This window comes from Bifidobacterium sp. ESL0682 (genome assembly GCF_029392815.1).
Classification (GTDB): domain Bacteria; phylum Actinomycetota; class Actinomycetes; order Actinomycetales; family Bifidobacteriaceae; genus Bifidobacterium.
The window spans coordinates 640,772-659,759 of record NZ_CP113942.1 but is presented as its reverse complement, the minus strand read 5'-3'; the positions used below and the strand labels follow the sequence as shown (position 1 = coordinate 659,759).

General features: G+C 55.4%; 12 protein-coding genes, 3 tRNA genes and 2 pseudogenes. 6 read left to right on the top strand and 11 right to left on the bottom strand.

All coding sequences use genetic code 11. The annotated features are described in order from the left end of the window. Positions 1-32: 32 nt before the first annotated feature. From OZX57_RS02795 to OZX57_RS02785, 3 genes and pseudogenes are all read left to right on the top strand, one after another. Positions 33-921 (top strand): annotated as a pseudogene (locus OZX57_RS02795) (glycosyltransferase family A protein). A gap of 6 nt (positions 922-927) precedes the next feature. Continuing rightward, a complete protein-coding gene (locus tag OZX57_RS02790) occupies positions 928-1,641 on the top strand; it encodes an MgtC/SapB family protein (protein WP_277162621.1) in 714 nt (237 codons plus the stop codon). Between the two features lie 133 nt (positions 1,642-1,774). Continuing rightward, on the top strand, positions 1,775-2,746 hold the full coding sequence (locus OZX57_RS02785; RefSeq protein WP_277162620.1) for a polyprenyl synthetase family protein: 972 nt from the start codon (positions 1,775-1,777) through the stop codon (positions 2,744-2,746). A gap of 122 nt (positions 2,747-2,868) precedes the next feature. Here the strand turns inward: OZX57_RS02785 and cydC are convergent, their stop codons facing one another. From cydC to trmB, 8 genes are all read right to left on the bottom strand, one after another. Then, entirely contained in the window at positions 2,869-4,848 is a 1,980-nt protein-coding gene (gene cydC / locus OZX57_RS02780; RefSeq protein WP_277162619.1) for a thiol reductant ABC exporter subunit CydC, read from the bottom strand. Between the two features lie 19 nt (positions 4,849-4,867). Continuing rightward, entirely contained in the window at positions 4,868-6,754 is a 1,887-nt protein-coding gene (locus tag OZX57_RS02775; RefSeq protein ID WP_277162618.1) for an ABC transporter ATP-binding protein/permease, read from the bottom strand. Between the two features lie 147 nt (positions 6,755-6,901). Beyond that, on the bottom strand, positions 6,902-7,972 hold the full coding sequence (gene cydB / locus OZX57_RS02770; RefSeq protein ID WP_277162617.1) for a cytochrome d ubiquinol oxidase subunit II: 1,071 nt from the start codon (positions 7,970-7,972) through the stop codon (positions 6,902-6,904). After that, positions 7,969-9,420: a cytochrome ubiquinol oxidase subunit I gene (locus tag OZX57_RS02765; RefSeq protein ID WP_277162616.1), complete on the bottom strand. Its 1,452-nt coding sequence runs from the start codon at positions 9,418-9,420 to the stop codon at positions 7,969-7,971. The genes cydB and OZX57_RS02765 overlap by 4 nt, the downstream gene beginning before the upstream one ends. A gap of 45 nt (positions 9,421-9,465) precedes the next feature. Beyond that, positions 9,466-10,647 (bottom strand): NAD(P)/FAD-dependent oxidoreductase, encoded by a 1,182-nt coding sequence (locus OZX57_RS02760; protein ID WP_277162615.1) that lies wholly within the window; start codon positions 10,645-10,647, stop codon positions 9,466-9,468. A gap of 370 nt (positions 10,648-11,017) precedes the next feature. After that, complete coding sequence (locus OZX57_RS02755) at positions 11,018-13,954, bottom strand: HAD-IA family hydrolase (RefSeq protein WP_277162614.1); 2,937 nt, start codon at positions 13,952-13,954, stop codon at positions 11,018-11,020. A 417-nt stretch (positions 13,955-14,371) separates the two neighbouring features. Continuing rightward, positions 14,372-14,443, bottom strand: a tRNA-Glu gene (locus OZX57_RS02750). A 77-nt stretch (positions 14,444-14,520) separates the two neighbouring features. After that, a complete protein-coding gene (trmB, locus tag OZX57_RS02745; RefSeq protein WP_277162613.1) occupies positions 14,521-15,318 on the bottom strand; it encodes a tRNA (guanosine(46)-N7)-methyltransferase TrmB in 798 nt (265 codons plus the stop codon). 62 nt (positions 15,319-15,380) lie between these two features. Here trmB and OZX57_RS02740 point away from each other — a divergent pair, with 62 nt between their 5' ends. The 3 genes from OZX57_RS02740 to OZX57_RS02730 all read left to right on the top strand — a co-directional run bounded on the left by OZX57_RS02740 (position 15,381) and on the right by OZX57_RS02730 (position 16,376). Beyond that, positions 15,381-16,043: a DUF4190 domain-containing protein gene (locus OZX57_RS02740; protein WP_277162612.1), complete on the top strand. Its 663-nt coding sequence runs from the start codon at positions 15,381-15,383 to the stop codon at positions 16,041-16,043. Between the two features lie 138 nt (positions 16,044-16,181). Next, positions 16,182-16,255, top strand: a tRNA-Asp gene (locus tag OZX57_RS02735). A gap of 45 nt (positions 16,256-16,300) precedes the next feature. Further along, positions 16,301-16,376 (top strand) — tRNA-Phe (locus OZX57_RS02730). Between the two features lie 157 nt (positions 16,377-16,533). Here the strand turns inward: OZX57_RS02730 and OZX57_RS02725 are convergent. From OZX57_RS02725 to OZX57_RS02715, 3 genes and pseudogenes are all read right to left on the bottom strand, one after another. After that, positions 16,534-17,043 carry a low molecular weight protein-tyrosine-phosphatase gene (locus OZX57_RS02725; protein WP_277162611.1) on the bottom strand — a complete coding sequence of 170 codons (510 nt, stop codon included), beginning with the start codon at positions 17,041-17,043 and terminating at the stop codon, positions 16,534-16,536. A gap of 255 nt (positions 17,044-17,298) precedes the next feature. Further along, the gene (locus OZX57_RS02720; protein WP_277162610.1) at positions 17,299-17,958 is read right to left on the bottom strand and encodes a dihydrofolate reductase; all 660 of its coding nucleotides are present in this window, start codon (positions 17,956-17,958) and stop codon (positions 17,299-17,301) included. 151 nt (positions 17,959-18,109) lie between these two features. Further along, a pseudogene (locus tag OZX57_RS02715) lies at positions 18,110-18,909 on the bottom strand (thymidylate synthase). Positions 18,910-18,988: the final 79 nt, after the last annotated feature.

Here is an 18,988-nt window from a genome sequence, read left to right as displayed (position 1 = left end):
TGTGTAGGCAACTAGGCATATCCTCATATATTATGGTTCGTGTTTCAATCGTCATTCCCGCGTACAACGAGCAGGATCACATCGTCAGCTGCCTGGCGAATGCCGTCTGCCAATCTGTCGCGCCTTACGAGATCATCGTGGTCGATAATCGCTCCACTGATCACACCACCCAACTGGTCGAGCGTTTCATCGCCGACAACCCGGATTCCGGCGTGAAACTCATCCATCAGGATAAAGAACAAGGACTCATTCCCACACGCAATTTCGGTTTCGCCGCCGCCTGTGGCGACGTGTACGGCCGTGTCGACGCGGACTGCATGCTCAAACCGGACTGGGTCGAGGTCGTCGCCAATATCTTCGAACGTGACCCGCAGGCCATGGGCGCCACGGGGCCGGCAGTCTATTACGACATGCCCGCCAAGCACATTGGCTTGGAAGGCGACAACAAAGTGCGCCAGGTCACCTATCGTGCGGACAACAACAAGGTGCTACTGTTCGGATCCAACATGGCCATACGCGACAGCGCCTGGGAAAAAATCAAAGACAATGTGTGCCGCGACAAGCCGGACGTCATGCATGAGGACATCGATATCTCCCTGCACCTGCTCGACCAGGGGCTGAAAACCGTCTATTCAGAGAAGATGATTACCGGCGTCTCCGCGCGCCGCATGGATACGTCGTTCTCGTCGTTCCGACGTTACATGCAACGTTTCCAGAACACTTTCGACGCCCATCCCAACCACTCACGCCAGCACGACACGGAACGTACGCTATATGCCCTGTATCCCCGCGCTGCGCGCTTTCTACCCCGTCTATCAGAAATACCTTAGCCACAGGAACATCAACCCGGCCGAGCACATCTGGCATAAAGAGCGGAACAAGCTGAAGCCAGCGAACGCAATGAAACAGGAAAAGGTGTAAGCAAGCATGAACACGCAATTGGCGATGTGGGGCTGGCAGACGCTCTATCTGTTCGAAGCCTTGGTACTTTCGACGTTCATCGGCTTCGAACGACAAGTCAAGCACAAGGATGCCGGCACGCGAACCCACGCCCTGGTCGGAGTCGGCTCGGCCTTGTTCGTCATCATCGGCAAATACGGCTTCATCGACGTGCTCGCGGCCAACGTAAGGGTCGACCCTTCCCGTATTGCCGCACAAATCGTTTCCGGCATCGGCTTCATTGGCGCCGGTGTCGTCTTCACCCAACGCTCGCACGTACGCGGGCTTACCACGGCGGCCTCCATCTGGATGACTGCGGCTATCGGTTCGGCCTGCGGCGCCGGCCTCTTTGTACCTGCTCTGGCATGCACCGCCCTCTATTTCCTTGCCGTAACCCTGCTGCCGTTCCTCACGCGTCTGATTGCTCCCGAATTCAGCAATGACGACATATTGCGTCTGAAATATCGCGATGGGCACGGCATCCTCCGTTCGATTCTTTCGGTCTGTTCTTCCCATGGCGTTTCGGTCGAGGGATTCTCGACACGCAAATCTAAAGGTGCAGGCGACGGGGAACCAGGCAGCCGTGGACATGTCGTTTCGGCGGATCTTGAAATACGCGGACGGGACAGCAAAGAGCTCATCAGTGACTTGAGCGAGATCGACGGCGTGATATCTGTCACAAGAATCAACAATAACGATTGATATTAAACATCCCGCAAGCCTACAAAACACTGGGCAAATGATACAAATTGAAACCTGGTGAATATCTGCAGTCATGCTATATTGGGTACGTTCATACAGTCATTAAAAATTATTGCCGAGAGGTCGGGTAGGTATGCCGAATCAACAGGAATTCCTGTTGCGCGACGATTTGAAGCGCGTGGTTGAAACGTTGCATAACGAAGAGGACAACGTTACCCCGTACCGCGAGGATTACCGCCGCCTGCTCGACAACCATGGCAAGATGATTCGCGCCTCACTGGTGCTGCTGTTTTCCTATGCCGTGCAGCCTGACAAGCCGAAAGCCGCCGCCAACCTCATCATAACCGGCGCGGCGGCCATCGAGATGCTTCATCTGGCCACACTGGTCCATGACGATGTGCTCGACAACGCCTCCGTACGCCGCAATCAGCCTACGGTGCAAATCACTCGCGGCAATAAGGCCGCCATTTATCTGGGCGATCTCATCCTCTCCCGTTACATGGAAATCATGGCCACCATCGCCCCGGACAAGGATTTCATCGTCGAACAGGCGCATACGGTCAACGAAATCGTCGCCGGCGACCTGCTACAGGAAAGCGCACGACACGATATCGATGTCACCAAGGAATACTACGAGCGCGCCATTGCCGGTAAAACGGCGGCGCTGTTCCGTCTGGCCGCCATCACCGGAGTCAAACTGACCATCGACTCCCCTTCCCCTGAAACACTTGAACAGGCTGCGAACTTCGGAGAACATCTGGGTATCGCATTCCAAATCTTGGACGATGTCGAGGACTTTGATGTGACCCACGACACCGGCAAGCCGAAGTTGGAAGACATTCGCGACGGCATCTACACCCTGCCCGTCATTTTGGCCATTGCGGCCGACCGCTCGTTCGTCGATATCGTCAAACTCGACGACCCGCTCAAGGTACTTGATTATTTCAAGACCAATCCGCACTTCATCGATGCAGCCAAGCAAGAAGCCCTGCAACATTTGGAAACCGCAAAGAATGTCATCACCGGCGATGAGTACCCGACGATTAATCCATACACGGTCAAAGTACTGGTCAATATTATCGACAAATTCACCGCTACTCTCTGAACTCCTGGAATACGAGTCTGCTCGGCGGTTTTGATACTTCACAATAGACTGATGGGTGAATGCTTCAATCAAGCACTCACCCATCAGTTTACTTACGTCGTTTCGGTTTCCCGTTATGCTTCTTAGCGCGCCGTTTCCAGCTCTCCTACGTCGAGGCGATAGAGCTCACGGAAGCGCTCGTTGGTGCGGTAAAGTTCTGTCGGCGCGCCCTGCATGGCGATCTTGCCGTTGTCAAGGAAGATGACCTTGTCCGACTGTTCCAGACCTTGCAGGTGATGGGTGACCCAGAGCATCGTGCGGTTCCCGGCAGCAGAGAAGATCATCGACATCAGCTCGCGTTCGGTGATCGGGTCAAGGCCGATGGTCGGCTCGTCCAGAAGAATCACCGGAGTGTCCTTAAGGACGATGCGCGCCAAGGCGATGCGCTGACGCTGGCCTCCGGAGAAACGCTGGCCGGCTTCGTCGACGGAGGTGGCGATGCCATCCGGAAGCGCGCGAATTGCATCATCGAGCTGCACGGCCTTCAATGCTGCCCACACATCCTCATCGGTGGCGTCGGGCGCACCCAAACGCACGTTTTCGGCAATGGTGGAATTGAAGAGGAACGCCTGCTGATTCAGGTAGCCGAAGATGCGGGCACGTTCGCCCTGCAGAGCTGCCACGGGAATGCCGTTGATGGCGATAGTGCCCTTCTGCGGAGTCAAATCACCAAGCAGAAGCTGGAGGATGGTCGTCTTGCCTTCGCCGCTGGGGCCGAGCAGTGCAACCTTCTCGCCCGCCTTGATATGCAATGTGAAATCATCAAGCAGTACCGGCTGGCCGGGTCCGTAGGCGAAGGTGACATGGTCGAAGTCGATCTCTTCTATCGGGCCGTTGAGCTTTTGCTGGGCCACAGGCTCGTGTTGACGAGCCTCAACGCGATTGGTCAGATCGTTCAGATGGGCAAGCGAATCGCTGTACAGCGGCACTTCGGCGGCGGCCTGGGCCACGTTGATGAAGCAATCGACCAGCGGGAAGACGGCAAGCACGATGGAAGCGGACCAATCAGCGATGGACTTCGAACCGGTCATAGTCAATCCCGCGCCGACCATCAGGCCGATGGCGATGACACCGAAAACAATCTGGATGGCGAAGTTGCGCCAGCGCTCGAAAGCCTTCTGACGGTCCTTACTTTCCTGGATTCGCCGGTATTCATCGGCGCCGATGGAGACGAAATCCTTGTCTTTGTGGGTGATGACCCAATCGCTCAGGCCGAGGTAGCTCTCGGTGACCTTGGTGTATTCCTGCGCCTGCTGTTGCTTTTCCAGCGCGAAATGACCGGTTGAGAAGCTCAGCGAAACCAGCGGGATAAGAATCAGCACCAATGCGAGCATCAGGAAGAGCAGCAGCGAGGAAACCCAGGAGAAGACGCCCATGGCGATGGTGACGACAATCCAGAGAATATAGGCCACCACGGTCGGGAAAATGGTGCGCAGGTAGAAGTTCTCGAGGTGGTCGAGATCGTCCGCCAGCAAGCTCAATACGCTGCCTGTACGCTCGTGCTCGTTGAGGAAGGCGGCGTCCTTGGAAAGCGTACGATACAGCTGCACGCGTAGCTTGGAAATGACATGGAGCACCCAGTCGTGGCTTTTGAGCTGTTCGGCGTATTTAAACACAGGCCGGCCAATGCCGAAGGCACGTGTCAGGACGATTGGCACATAGACCAAGAGGATGTTGTAGGGCATACGTGCCGAACGGTTGATGAGATAGCCTGCGGTGAACATGAGGGCCGCGGCGCAGACGAAGGTCATGGATCCCAGGAAGAAGATCAGGGCAAGGGTACGCTTGTTCTCCTTCAAGTACGGCCAGAACCAATGGTCATTGTCCCAGATTTTCAGGTAATCGCGCAGTTTCGGCTTGCTCTGCGTCGAAAGCGAGGACGAAGAGACAACAGTATCCTTCTCGTTTGTAGCGTTGCCTGCATTGCTTTTCATGTCTTTTGCTCTGTTCGAGGTTTTCACGCTGTCGCCATCATTCGTACTGGCTGAGGCCAAGACCGTTGCGTCATTGATGCCGTTACCATTCATATCAGTCACGTTCATGGTTGCCTTGGATGGGTTCATATCCGGATTGCCTTGTGATTCAGTCGAGGTACTGGTCAATCTGGTTACCTCCCATCTCGCCGATGAGGTGGTCGAGCGGACCACCCGCGCCGATCAGTTCCTTGGGTGTGCCCGATTCAACCACGTTGCCTTCGTCGAGCACCAGCACTTGATTGACGTTTGCCAGCCAATGCAGACGGTGCGTGGCCAGGATGACCAGGTGGTTCTCCATGATCGGCAGCAGCGTCTTCTTCAGGTCGTATTCGGTTTCGATATCAAGATGTGCAGTCGGCTCGTCGAAGAGCAGTACCTCGCGGGACTTGTCCAGCAGGACGCGAGCAAGGGCGATACGCTGCGCCTGCCCACCGCTGATGCCGCGGTTGCCCTCCCCTATCAGTGTGTCAAGCCCGTCGGCAAGCTCCGCGAGCCATTCGTCGAGACCGGCTTCGTGGGCAGATGCCTTGACGTCCTGCTCGTTCGCATCATTGACGTAGAAACGGATGTTGTCGGCAATAGAACCACTGAAAATGTATGGAGTCTGCGGAATATAGCTGATATGGCGTTGCCAAGCAGCGACGTTGAAATTGTCGAGTTTGTGGCCGTCAAGTTCGATGGAACCCGCGTGCGGGATGTTGAATCCGGCAAGCAAGTTGATCAGTGTCGATTTGCCGGCGCCGGATTTGCCGATGACCGCAATCTTGCCATAGCCTTTGAAGTTCATCGAGAGATGATGCAATGCGTCAGGCTGGGCTGCAGTTTGTTCCGCAACGGCTTCGCTGCCGGCATTTTCGGACTTCTTATCATCCTTACCTTCACGCTGCTGTTCCACAGCATTCATGGCGACGTTATGGCTTGCCGCGGCTTGCGTGTCATCTTCCCCTTGCGGCTTGCTGCCCGCAGGATAGGCGAAGTCAACATCCTCAAGCTTGAGCTCACTGTCGGCCTTCCAACCGTCCCACTTGGTTTCGTTGTCCTTCGGGGTCTCGGGACTGTCGATAAAGCTCATGATGTCGTGCAGGGCGTTCTTGCCGTCGAGCGTGGCGTGGTAGTTGTCGCCGAACTGACGCACCGGCAGGAAGTAATCGGGAGCCATAATCAGCGCGAACAGGGCCGGGAACAGCGGCATGGTGCCGTTGACCAAGCGCAACCCCAAGAATACAGCCATGATGGCGATGCCGAGCGTGGTGAACCAGTCAAGAGCGAAAGTCGAGGTCATCGCAACCTTGAGCACATCGATGGTGTGTTTGCGGAAGCGTTCGCTCACGCTGTAGATCTCACCTTCATATTCCTTGTCGACGCCGAGCATCTTCAAGGTCGGCAGACCAAGGATGCTGTCGACGAATTTGGTATTAAGAAGATTGAACTGCGCATACTGCTTGTTGGAACGGTCACGGGCGGCAAGGCCCAAAATGACCATGAAGAAGATAATCAGCGGGTACATCAGCATCAGAATCAGCCCACTGACCCAGTCCTGCCACCACACGGCCACGAGAATAACCAAGGAGATGAGCATCATGTCGGTCATCTTCGGCAGAAGAATCTCGATATAGCTTTTGACCTGATCCAAGCCATCAATCAGCATCGTCACTGTCGAGCCGGTGCCACGCGAGGCCAATGCCTGCGGGCCAAGTCGGAAGATCTTCTCCTGCAGTTGCGGGCGAATCTGTCCGGCCACGTACTTGCCGTATTTGCTGGAAATGCGTTGCTTGGCGACATCGCACAGGTGACGCAGCACATAGAAAACAAGGAATTCGAGAGCGGGACCGACCAGCGTGGAAACGGCGTGGAGTTTCCATACCTCTACGAGTCCACGCGCCAAGCCATGGGCCTGGCCGACGATGCACAACGCCTGCACCAGGGAAAGCAACGCGAGCAGCCCCATGCGCTGCCGTACCCCGTCGAACCTGAATAGGCTTTTATCGATCACAGCCAGTCCCTACCTTGATAAATGTTATTAAAGACAAGAAAGCCCGATGTTTCCCGTGACAATGAACAGTATCTCATATCCATTGTTGCGGGACAAAAACATCGGGCATTGATTTCAGCTTCCTAGCGGAAAACGAACGTCAATCCGTTACTCGGACAACGCCGCCTTGATGGAAGCCGGCGATGAATCCGTGATCAGGCGCTTGCGCTGGATGTAATAGGACCAGGCGAAGTAGATCAGAACGATCGGCAACAGGCAGCAGAGCACGATGGTCATGATTTCCAACGTGTACTGCGAAGACGAGGCAGCCGCCACGCTCATGCTCTTGGCCGGATCGGTCGCGATCATCACATTCGGGAACAAACCGTTGAAGATGAAGGCGATGATGCCGGCAAGGGTGATGCCAGAAGACACAAAGGCAAAGCCGCCGCGCTTCTTGTAAGCAGCGATGTGGCCGCAGATGGTGGCGCCCAGGATGACCACAGTGATCAACAGCGTGGACCAGGTGCGACGCTGATAGAAATCAGTGAAGAAGAACGCCAGGATGACGAAGACAACCAGCGCCGGGTAGGCGATCCAGTAGACCTTCTTGGTGGTGTTGAGCATCCGCTCGGACATCGTCTTGTCGAGCTTCAGGCTCAGGAAGTGCAGGCCGTGCAGGAAGCAGAAGAACACCACTGCCACACCGCCGACAATCGAAAGCCAGTTGACCACGTCGAAGAATCCGGCGCGGACGTTGCCCTGCGCATCCATCGGCACACCCTGGATGACGCTGGTGAGCATCATGCCCAGGCCGAACGGCGCGATGACGCTGCCGGCAAAGTTGGCCCACTGCCACACGCTGCGTTCACGGTCGGTGATGGCGTGCGAGGCGAACTCAAAGGAGACGCCGCGCAGGATGAGGCCGACCAGGACGATGAAGAGCAGCAGATAGTAGCCGGAGAACAGGCTGGCGTACCACAGCGGGAAGGATGCGAACATCGCGCCGCCGCCGGTGATGAGCCAAACCTCGTTGCCGTCCCAGTGAGGGCCGATTGCACGCATGTACAGCGCACGCTCGTCGCCGTCGTGGGCCATCACGCGGGTGGCCATGCCAACACCGAAATCGATGCCGTCGAGGAAGAGGAAGATGGCGAATACCAGTGCAATCACAAAGAACCAGAGCAATTGCAGGAAATTGTTGCCATCAATCAATGGTTTAGCGAGAAACGCGGTCATGCCAACGCCACCTTTCTATCAGCTGCCTTGGCGGCTGCGGGAGCAGCCTTCGGAGCATCCTCCACCTTGGCGGTCTCGGGATCCTGTTCCGGGCCCTGATGGAGCACACGGCGAGAGTAGAAGATCATCACGCCACCCATGAGGCAGAAGAGCAAGAAGTACACGATATTGGTGAACAGCAGGCTCGGCACGGTAGCCGTCGGCGAGACGGCATCGGCGATGGTCTGCAGACCGTAGACGATCCACGGATAGCGGCCGAGCTCGGTGATGAGCCAGCCACCGGTGGTGCCGACGAACGGCAGATAGGTGCAGATACCCAGAATCCAGAGCTTCCAGCGGCTGTCCGCCAGAGTGTTCTTGGACTTGCGAGTGAACCACAAAACCAGGATCGAAAGCACCAACACGGCGAAACCGACGGCGGCCATGAAGCGGAAGCTCCAGAACAGCACATTGGTAGGCACATAGTAGTTGGCGATGTCCGGATGAGCCTTGCCCCACTTGGCCAAATACTGGTCGTTGAGGGTGTTCATGCCATAGATCGTGCCGCCGTAAAGCTTGTGGAACGCCAGCAGGGAAAGCATGCCGGGAATCTCGATACCCGCTGCCACCTTGTGACCGGCCTCGTTCATCAAGCCGACAACCATCCATGGAGCCGGGCTCTTGAGATCCTCGTAGATACCTTCGGTAGCCGCGAACTTCATCGGCTGATCCTTGATGATCTCAAGGGTCTGCAGGTCACCAGTGAAGATGACCAGGATGGAGCCGATCAGCGCGATAATGGCACCGACACGGATCGAACGGGTGAAGAATACGCGATCGGCATCCTTGCGCATGAAACCGAAAGCGCTCATGCCGACTACGACGAAGCCGCCGAGCATCAGGGCACCGGTCGCCACATGCGGGAACTCACGCCAGAGCTGCGGATTGCCGATGATTGCGGCAAAGCTCTGCATCTTGGCATGACCGTCCTTGCCGATGCTGTAGCCGACAGGGTTCTGCATGAAGGAGTTGGCCGCAAGAATCCAGATAGCCGACAGCGTGGAACCAAGCCAGGTCAGCCAAATGAAGATGACGTGCACACCGGGCTTGAAACGGTTCCAGGTGAACATCCACACTCCGATGAACGTGGATTCCATGAAGAACGCAAGCAAAGCCTCGATGGCAAGCGGGGCGCCGAAGATGTCGCCCATGAAACGCGAGTAGTTCGACCAGTTCATACCGAACTGGAACTCCTGAATGATGCCGGTCACTACGCCAACAGCGAAGCTCAAGAGGAAGATTTTCCCCCAGAACTGCGCCATGCGCTTATATACGTATTTCCTCTTCGCGACGTATAACGTTTCCATAATGGCAACGGTGAACGCCAGGCCAATAGACAGCGGTACGAAGAAGAAATGGAAGACCGTCGTCATCGCGAACTGGAATCGCGACAACCCTAAAACAGTCATGTCAATCCTCTCTTCCCAATATTCCCTTACTTAAAAGGTTTGATATCAATCGGTTTCCAGCATAGTACGGATATCGGCCAACTCAAGCGTAGAGCGGTCAGCGATCATCTTTTTGGAGACTGCGGCGAGCCAGCCCTTAAGATTCCAATGGCCCATCATGTCAATGGATGCGATGCCGGTCTTCGGGCCGAGAGAGCACACCGTCCCCAGCGACTTGAAGACGAACTTCTTGGTAGTTCCTCCATTGATGAGGGACACGAGGTTCTCCGCCGCGCAATCGGCTTGGGCGATGGAAATCTGCGCCGTGGTCGGATAGAGACGGCCATTGTCCGGGTTCGGAACGGCGGAGACGTCGCCAATAAGGAACTGATCCGGCTGGCCCTTGACACGCAAATCATCCTCGACGACGACGCGATTGCGCTTCTCGTCGTAACCGGAATCCGCAATGACATGGCTGCCGTGCACACCGGTCGTCCAGATGATCGTGTTCGCCGGGAACTCGGTGTCGTTGCTGACCACAGCGTTCGGCTTCACTTCGGTGATGGGAGTGGAGACATGGAAGGTGACGCCCTTGCTTTCCAAGAACTTCACGCCCCAGTCGGCCAACTTCGGCTCGAACATGCCGAGAATCTTCGGGCCGGCCTCGATGCAGTCAATCTTGACTTTGTCGATCGGGAAGCCGTATTCCTTGGCGAGATCGGGCAGACGGTACACCAGTTCACCCAAGTACTCGATGGAGGTGAAACCGGCGCCACAGACCACAATCTTCAGATCGTTCTCATCATGGCTGGTCTTGTAGCGCTTCAACGTATCTTCAAGATGCTTGCGTGCGGCGAGCGCGGTGTCGATATCGATCAACGGCAAGCCGTTTTCCTCGGCACCCTTGATGCCGAAGGTCTCGGACTCGAAGCCAAGCGCGTTGACAAGATAATCATAGGAAAGGGAACCGGAATCCTTCAGTTCGACTGTCTTCGTATCTTGATCGATCTTGGTGACCTCGTCGATGACGACCTGCACATTGCGCTTCTTGGCGAAGACTTGCTTTACGTCAAAGGTGATATCAGCCGGTTCCTTGGTGCCTGCGGCAACCTCATGAAGTTCCGTTGACTGGTAATGGTAGGTATTCTTGTTGACCAAGACAATTTGCGCATCGATTTTGGCCTTGGCCAATTTTTTGACCATTCTCATGCCGGCGTAACCCGCACCTAACACAACGATCTTCTGCATATCGTTCACCTTATTTCCTATGTTTTCAAACGAAAAAATGGCAGCATAATGATATGAACGCCGCCATTGCCTACATGCTCCAACACTATATGGCAAACCGAACAAAAACCGTTTTTTATCGTCGTAAAATGGCCGCTAATGACGTAAACTGACCGCTTTTATGGCATATGTCACAAATGCAGCCGGCACAAGGCCTATCGTTATCCTCGCCCCTCCTCTTTCAACGAAAAATGCGTGGGTATGCTGCACTAAACGGCAACATGCCCACGCATCGAACACAGAGGCGCGCACAAAGGTATCAGACCTTGCGCTTCTCCCCTGAACCATCAACTCCACTGGCTCTCCGGAAAGACGACGCAGATCCACACCATCATGACAAACCTTGACTTCGATTCTGGCGCCATGGATGGTGAGATGGTAAGTGAGGCTTTGCCAACGACTCGGGCAGATGCGGATCGATGGACAACAGTTCGCCACCGGAATCACGCAGCCCGCCAAATCCTGCCACGGCTGTCATCCATACTCCGCCTGCCGATGCCAGATGAATGCCGTCGGCGGTGTTGCTGTGCAGATTGGCCACGTCGGCGTAGAGCGACTGACGGAAATAATCCATCGCCAGCTTGCTGTGCCCGACTTCGGCAGCGACAATCGACTGGGAAGCCGCGGAAAGCGAGGAATCGCCAGTGGTCAACGGGTCGTAGAAGTCGAAATCACGCCGCTTGACCTGCTCGTCGAACTGCGAGGAAAGCAGGTAGAGAGCCAGAACCGTATCGGTCTGCTTGAGCACACGCCGACGATAGATGACCATCGGATGGTAGTGCAGCAACAGCGGCCGCTCCGTGTCGTGCTTGAAATCCCAAGGCTCACGGCGCATGATCTCGTCGTCCTGCAGATGGATGCCGAGGCTGTCGTCGAAGGGAAGCTTCATGCGCTTGGCATCGGTTCGCCAGTTCACGAGCTCTTGAGAGCCGAGCGTGAGCCGCTGCATCACCGTTTCTCGCTCTTGGGGAGTCAGCGAGTCGATGGCCTCGGCTGCCTTGCGCAGATTGAACTGCGCCATGACGTTGGTGTAGTAATTGTCGTCCACCAAGGCCGAATATTCGTCCGGTCCGGTGACGGTGTTGATATGGAAGGCCCCGTCTCCGCCGATGTAGCCCAGGCTTTCCCACATCCTTGCGGTTTCCACCAGGATATCGATGCCTTCCTTCACGAGGAAGTCACGGTCGCCGGTCACGCCGACATACTGGCAGACCGCATAGGCGATATCCGCATCGATGTGATACTGGGCGGTTCCGGCCTCGAAGAAGGCCGATGCCTCCTCTCCGTTGATGGAACGCCATGGGAAGAGGGCACCGTCCATGTTCATCATCGCTGCACGCTTGCGGGCGGCCGGAAGCTGACGATACCGGAACGAAAGCGCCTGACGAGCAAGCTGTGGCGCGGTGTAGGTCAGGAACGGAACGATATAGGTCTCCGTATCCCAGAAATAATGGCCCGAATAGCCTGTACCGCTCAATCCCTTGGCAGAGATGCCGTTGGGGATAGTGGCGGTGGCCTGAGCGAGCTGGAACAGTTCCCAATGCATCACTTGCTGCAGGCGGCCATCCCCCGAATCTTCGATAATGACATCGGACTTGTTCCAGAAATCATCAAGCCACTGACGCTGCTGGTCGACGAGGGCATCAAAGCCCTGCTCCTTGGCCCAGGAAAGGGTATGTTCACATCGTCGGACCAGTGCCATGTCATCGTGGTTGCCGTCGGCAGCCACTTCGAGCCCCTGATCGATGCCTACGGGACGAATCGGATAGCTGTTGTACGCAGTGTAACGAAGAACGCGGGTCTCGGATTCTTTTTGCACATCGACATCGAAAATCTGCGGCAGCGATTGTTCGCCGGATTGCTGGCAGACTCCCAAGGCCATCGTCAGCCCGGAATTCGCGCAGTGGTAAGCACCGAAATCCTCGTTGTCATCGTTCCTCGCGATGCTGTCCACCTTGAGCTTGCGCAGACCGCCGTCGGCGATCATATCGGCTTTACGCGGATCGGTGTCGCGGGAGACCACAGGTTTGTCGGTGTTCACACGGGCTTCGACGTGGACCTTGAGATCACGCCCATGCGCCTTGAACGTTAGCGAAGTCACCATGAGGTCAGCCCGAGAAAGACAGACCATGGTATTGATCTCGACATCGAGACTCGAATGCTCATCGACATCGAAACGATACGAACGTGTGGCGATACCCGTTCTGAAATCGACGCTCTGCATGAAGTTGCCGGGAGTGCTCAGCTGCTGGTCGTCAACAAAGAACCGAAAATCCTGGGAGTCAGGAACACCTTGCACCACCTGGCCGACGCGGGCGAAACCGTAAGCCTCCTCGGCGTGACGGATGGTGAACGTCTCGTGGAAACCGCTCAGGAACGTGCCGGAACCCAACCAACGCGGCTCTCCGGATTCCCCACGTACACCAATGGTCCCGTTCGACAGAGAAAACAGCGTGGCACCTTCAGGGCTCGGTTTGCCGTATTCGGTGAATTTCCAAGTATCGATAGGGTAACGGTCGTGGTCGAGTGAATCGTCCGCGAGTTCGGTGCGATGGGCGATACCACCAAGCAATTGCCCGAGCTGGTTGACGACGATGTCGGCGCCCGCATCAAGAAGCCAGGTACGACCGGCCCCATGGTCGATGCCGACCACCAAACCGAAATCGCCAGCTGCCCCGGCGGCCACGCCGGAAAGCGCATCCTCCAGGACCACGGTGTGCGAGTAAGGCACACCTAGTTTATCGGCTGCATATTGATAAGCATCCGGAGCCGGCTTGCCTTCGAGCCCCTCTTGAGCACTGACGCCGCCGTCGACGACCTCATCGAAGAACTTGAGTAATCCCGCCTTCAGCAACACCTGCCGAGCGTTGCGAGAACTCGAGACGACGGCGAGACGCTTGCCAGAAGCCACGAAATGCCGCAAGACATCGGCCACATCCGCATACGGCTCGACGCCTTGGACGCGCAGCAGCTCGTCGAAAATGTCATTCTTACGATTGCCCAGGCCGCAAATCGTATTGTTCTCGGCGCTGTCTGATGGGTCGCCCGCCGGCAAAGTGATGCCACGACTCTCGAAAAGGGACTGTATACCGTCGTATTGCGGTTTGCCGTCTACATACCGGTAATAATCCGCGTCAGTGTAGGAGGCCACGGCGCTCGGCAGCACCGAATCGAACAGCCTTCGCCATGCCTCTTTGTGCAACTCGACAGTAGGGACAAGAACCCCGTCGAGGTCGAATAACAAGGCATCGTATTGATCGATCGGCAAAACGACTTTCCTTTTAGCTTCAGGTTGACCCACCTCGAACTCTTTTCCCTCTATTGTTTGGTTACCAATTTCAGCAGAATCAGAAATCATTTCGAGATGTCTGAATCCGCCAAGATTTCAATCTTCTACCGCATGACGAATATTACAATTGTAGGTGTGACAGCAATGGCCTTCTGCCGTTTCTTCGGAACACTATCTCACCTCTTTGTAAAGCATAGGCGTCCATACAACGCTTCACCCGACATTTAACAGTACGCGCTTACTTAATTTTCGTGCGAGCGTCCACTCTCGAATATGGTTCATCAATATTCACATGGCTATTTGCGATATTGTGCGAGCAAAACTAGCGTTTACGACCATCCAATCGTCATCAGAAACAAATCGGCCGGATAGCGATTCGCTATCCGGCCTTTTCCGTACCCCCCAAGAGAGTCGAACTCTTGTTGTCAGATTGAAAGTCTGGTGTCCTAACCGTTAGACGAGGGGGCCAACAACTTGATTAGTCTAAAATATAAACTCGACGTGAGCAAGTATCGGCGTGTTGGCAAGCAATTATCCGGCAGCAATCATCTGGCCTGATAGGTGAAATCATGAATGACCCGGCCCGCATCCAGCCCTTTCTTCTCGAAATTGGTCAATATCCTGCCTTCGTAACGTTCCGACTCCTTGAAGTCGGCATGAGGCATCGACTCAGCTTTGTCGGCCGTGCCCTTGCCCACATGTTCCGTCGGCAAGGAAACCGTCAATGACCCGATATTGGCAAAGTCGTCGCGTCCATCCATCACCTCATGGACATGCAACGCATAGTCCTCGATGTCGGTGGCAAGCCGCCATACGCCCCTCTCGCCCAACGCCCGATGCACGTTGGCTGCGAGCGCCGGTTGGACGATACGGCGCTTATGATGCTTCATTTTCGGCCACGGATCGGGAAAGAACGTCCAGACCTCGTCGGCCACCCCGGCCTGTGCAGCCTCAAACAGTTCCGGCGCATTGATCTGCGCTACACGCAGATTGGAAAGGCCGAGTTTGCCCGCACGCAGCATCGTATGGGCCACGCCAGGGTCGTAGACCTCCACCGCAAGAAAATTCGTCTCAGGTCGGCTTTGAGCGGCCGCGACGACGTTCTCCCCTTGTCCCGTACCAATCTCTATGACCAATGGATTTTCGTTGCCCCAAGTCCTGTCGACGAAGGCGCGATCGAACACGAATCCCGGCTTCACATCAAGCGACCCGGGACCAGCATTGATATCCAGCAGAAAATCAGGCGCATAGCGCTGCCATGCACGCTTCAAACGGTCGTCAAGCCGTCCGGCCCGCCGCACAAAGGAGAGGACATGGTGGATTCTAGGGTCATTTTCTTGCATGAAAGCCAAGTCTAGTGGAAGGCGAACCCGAAAACTTCCCCTTCGCGCGTAGACTGGAGCACATGAAGAATAACGATTTCGATGGCAACACTTCACAGGGCCCCGATGGCGAAAACCCGCAATATGCGAATCCCCAGCAGAGTCAGAATCCGCCATACAGCCAAAGTTCTCAGTACCAAGGGGCTTACCAGCAAAACGCCGGATATCAAGCACCATACCCATACAACGGCAGCAACGGTGGCGAAAGTTATCAAGGGCAAAACGGCCAAATTCCCAATTATGGGACGTACAATCCCATTCCGCCGACAGGCCCTCAGGGATACTATCCTCCAGAACCGTATCAAAAATGGAACACGCTGTGCATCATCGGTTTCGTGCTTTCCTTCCTGGTTCCCATTATAGGTCTCGTACTTTCCATCGTCGCTCTTGTTCAGATCAATCACAGTGGTGAGAAAAGTAAGGGTATGGCCATCGCCGGCATCGTCATCAGCGCCATTTCGTCGATACTGAGCGTCATCCTCGTCATCGCCCTTATTACATCCTTGAGCTACGGCCTCCATCATTTCAACGGTAGCTATTGTGATGGTTCGGACTGTAGTTCCGATCCCTTCGACGATGATGATGACCCTGACGATGATGCAGACGACACCGGCTATACCTATTACCTCTACGATTCCCCACAAACCGTCACCGCAGCCTCTTTCGATGCCGCCAGATCTTGGTGAATCTTCAAGTACATTGCCTCCAACCGAATTGTTATAAGGCATTGTATTCATAGGCGACACGCTGAAACAGCTCCGGGGTTGCGCTTATCTGGATTCTGAGTAATATTAACACTCGGCTGCTTGATGAAAGCAAGCCACGGCTCCGTAGCTCAGTTGGTTAGAGCGCCGCCCTGTCACGGCGGAGGTCACCAGTTCAAGTCTGGCCGGAGTCGCTCGAATGGTCTTAAACCCGGTTCGCCGGGTTTTTGATTATTCATGGCTCTGTAGCTCAGTTGGTAGAGCGAACGACTGAAAATCGTTAGGTCAGCGGATCGATGCCGCTCGGAGCCACCACTCGAGTCTCGAAATCAAGGAATTGCAATGGTTTCGGGGCTTTTTCGTATTTCTGCTACTATCTCCAACATTTATCTCGCGGGTTCAATACATGAAACAAACGTGTTCAGGCTCCGGTAGGGATTTACCGGAGCCTGAACACGTTGAAATCTCAGATTCAGAGCTGTTGGGCGACCCAATCGACGATGTATGGGGCAACGCCGTCAATCTGGTCGATGGCGATGTCGAAATCGCGCGGGCCGCCGTACCACGGGTCGACCAGGTCGATGTCGCTTTCATGGCCCGGCGCGGGCTTGGGCAGGTTCGGATCGAAGCTGCGGTAGAGATACACCTCAGGCTTCTTATCGGCCGGCAGGAGGCGCAGCAGTCCCCTTTCATGCGAGGCGGTCATCGGCAGAAACAGGTCGCTTTCGTCAATTTCCTCGGAAGTGATGCGGTGTGCAAAATGATGCTTGGGAATCTCATAGCCGCGCTGGCGCAGCACGCGCACGGCACGCGGATCAATCGGGTGGCTGTATTCCTCGTCGCTCACGCCGCTGGACATCACACGAACCTTGTCCCCCAGCCCCCGTTCCTTGAAATTGGCACGCAGGATAATCTCGGCCATCGGGGAACGGCAAATGTTGCCGGTGCAGACGGTCATGACAGTATAAGGATGATTGGTCATAATTCAAGTATCTTTCTTGTATCAACGTATGAATGACACGATACAACCATCATAACGACGAGGCTGTCATAGATTCAATCCGATCAATCAAATCGAACATCGCATACTGTATTGTTCGCAACACGATTGGTGCCTCGTAGTCGTCATTGACACTTGACTCTAGCTTATCGGGCGATAGCAACCGCTGTCCAAATACAAAAACGCAGATACAGTCACAACTGCAACCATATCTGCGCCAATATTTGCAACGAATAATCAGGAATTCTTTTGGTAAGTGACGAAACGATAAGCTTCGACAGCGCCTTCAGGCTTGGCAGGAGTTGCCCACGGCCCATCATCTTGCACACTCCAGGCCCCGGCACGCACCAGCTCATCCATATCAGGCGCATACGTGTCCGCATCGAAACGACCACGAATATAGGTGACATATGCCTTGTTGGCAAAGGGCCCGATGGAACGGAAGAGCTGTGCTCCCCCAATCACCCAAATCTCGCTGCGATCAAGACCGTCGTCAGGAATGGCTTCCTGACGCGCGAAATCGAGCGCCGCCTCGATGTCGTTGGCCGTAGTAGCCCCGGCAGCACGCCAGTTCGCATCATGCGAAACAACGATATTGTCGCGATTGGGCAGAGGCCGGTATCTTGGATCAAGCGAATCCCAAGTCTTGCGACCCATGATGACTGGATGGGAAACCGTCAGCTCCTTGAAATGCTTCATATCTTCGGCAAGATGCCACGGTATCCCGCCTTCGAACCCCATTGCCCCCGGGCGGCCCTGCATGTCCTCCGCGCACGCCCAGATGAGATTGACCGAGAACGTCTTGACGACATCGTCTCCCCAGTCCTCAGTAGCTGTTTGCCCGGCAAGTCCGGGCTCGGGTTCGTGATAGCCGGTACGGCTACTGTCATGCTCCATTTCATGTACTCCTTGAATTAGGCAGTATTGTTAGTCTAACCAACGCCTCAGACGCGATTTCGCGCCGATTGAAACCGTCTACAACCTCACCATGTCGGTACTGTCAGCAAAGCCGCTCAAGCCAACAATGCCAACGAATCCGGCAATGTATTCAGACCGCCACCGGCGCCTTGATGGCGGGATGATGCTGGTAATTGACGATCTTGAAATCCTCGTACTGGTAATCGAAAATCGAATCAGCCTTATGGATCTCAATCTGCGGATATGGATACGGGTCACGCGAAAGCTGGGTTAGTATCTGGTCGATGTGGTTGTCGTAAACATGGCAATCGCCACCGGTCCAGACGAACTCCCCGGTTCGAGACCGGTCTGCTGGGCCATCATCAGGGTCAGGAGCGAATAGGACGCGATGTTGAACGGCACGCCCAGGAACATATCGCAAGAACGCTGGTAGAGCTGGCAGGAAAGCTTGCCGTCGGCCACATAGAACTGGAAGAGTGCGTGGCAGGGCGGCAGGGCCATCTGCTCGACCTCGGCCGGGTTCCATGCGGTGACAATCATGCGACGGGAATCAGGATGGGTCTTGATCAGGTCCAAGACATTGGCGATCTGGTCGATGGTACGGTTCGGGTCGTCCTTGGTCGGTGCAGGCCAGCTGCGCCACTGTACACCGTAAACCGGTCCCAAATCGCCGTTCTCATCGGCCCACTCGTCCCAGATGTGCACGTTGTGCTCCTGCAGCCAACGCACGTTGCTCGAACCCTTAAGGAACCACAACAGCTCATAGGCGATACCCTTGAAATAGACCGTCTTGGTGGTCAGCAACGGGAAGCTCTTGGAAAGGTCGAAACGCATCTGTCGGCCGAACAGCGAAATCGTTCCCGTCCCGGTACGATCGGTCTTGAGCGTCCCCTGCGTGAGGATGTCGCGCACCAGGTCCTCGTAAGGCATGGGAATGTCGGTTTGTGGACGTGCGGGAATCTTATGACGAATTTCTTCAAGCTGTTCTTGAGTCAACATAGCTATTCAT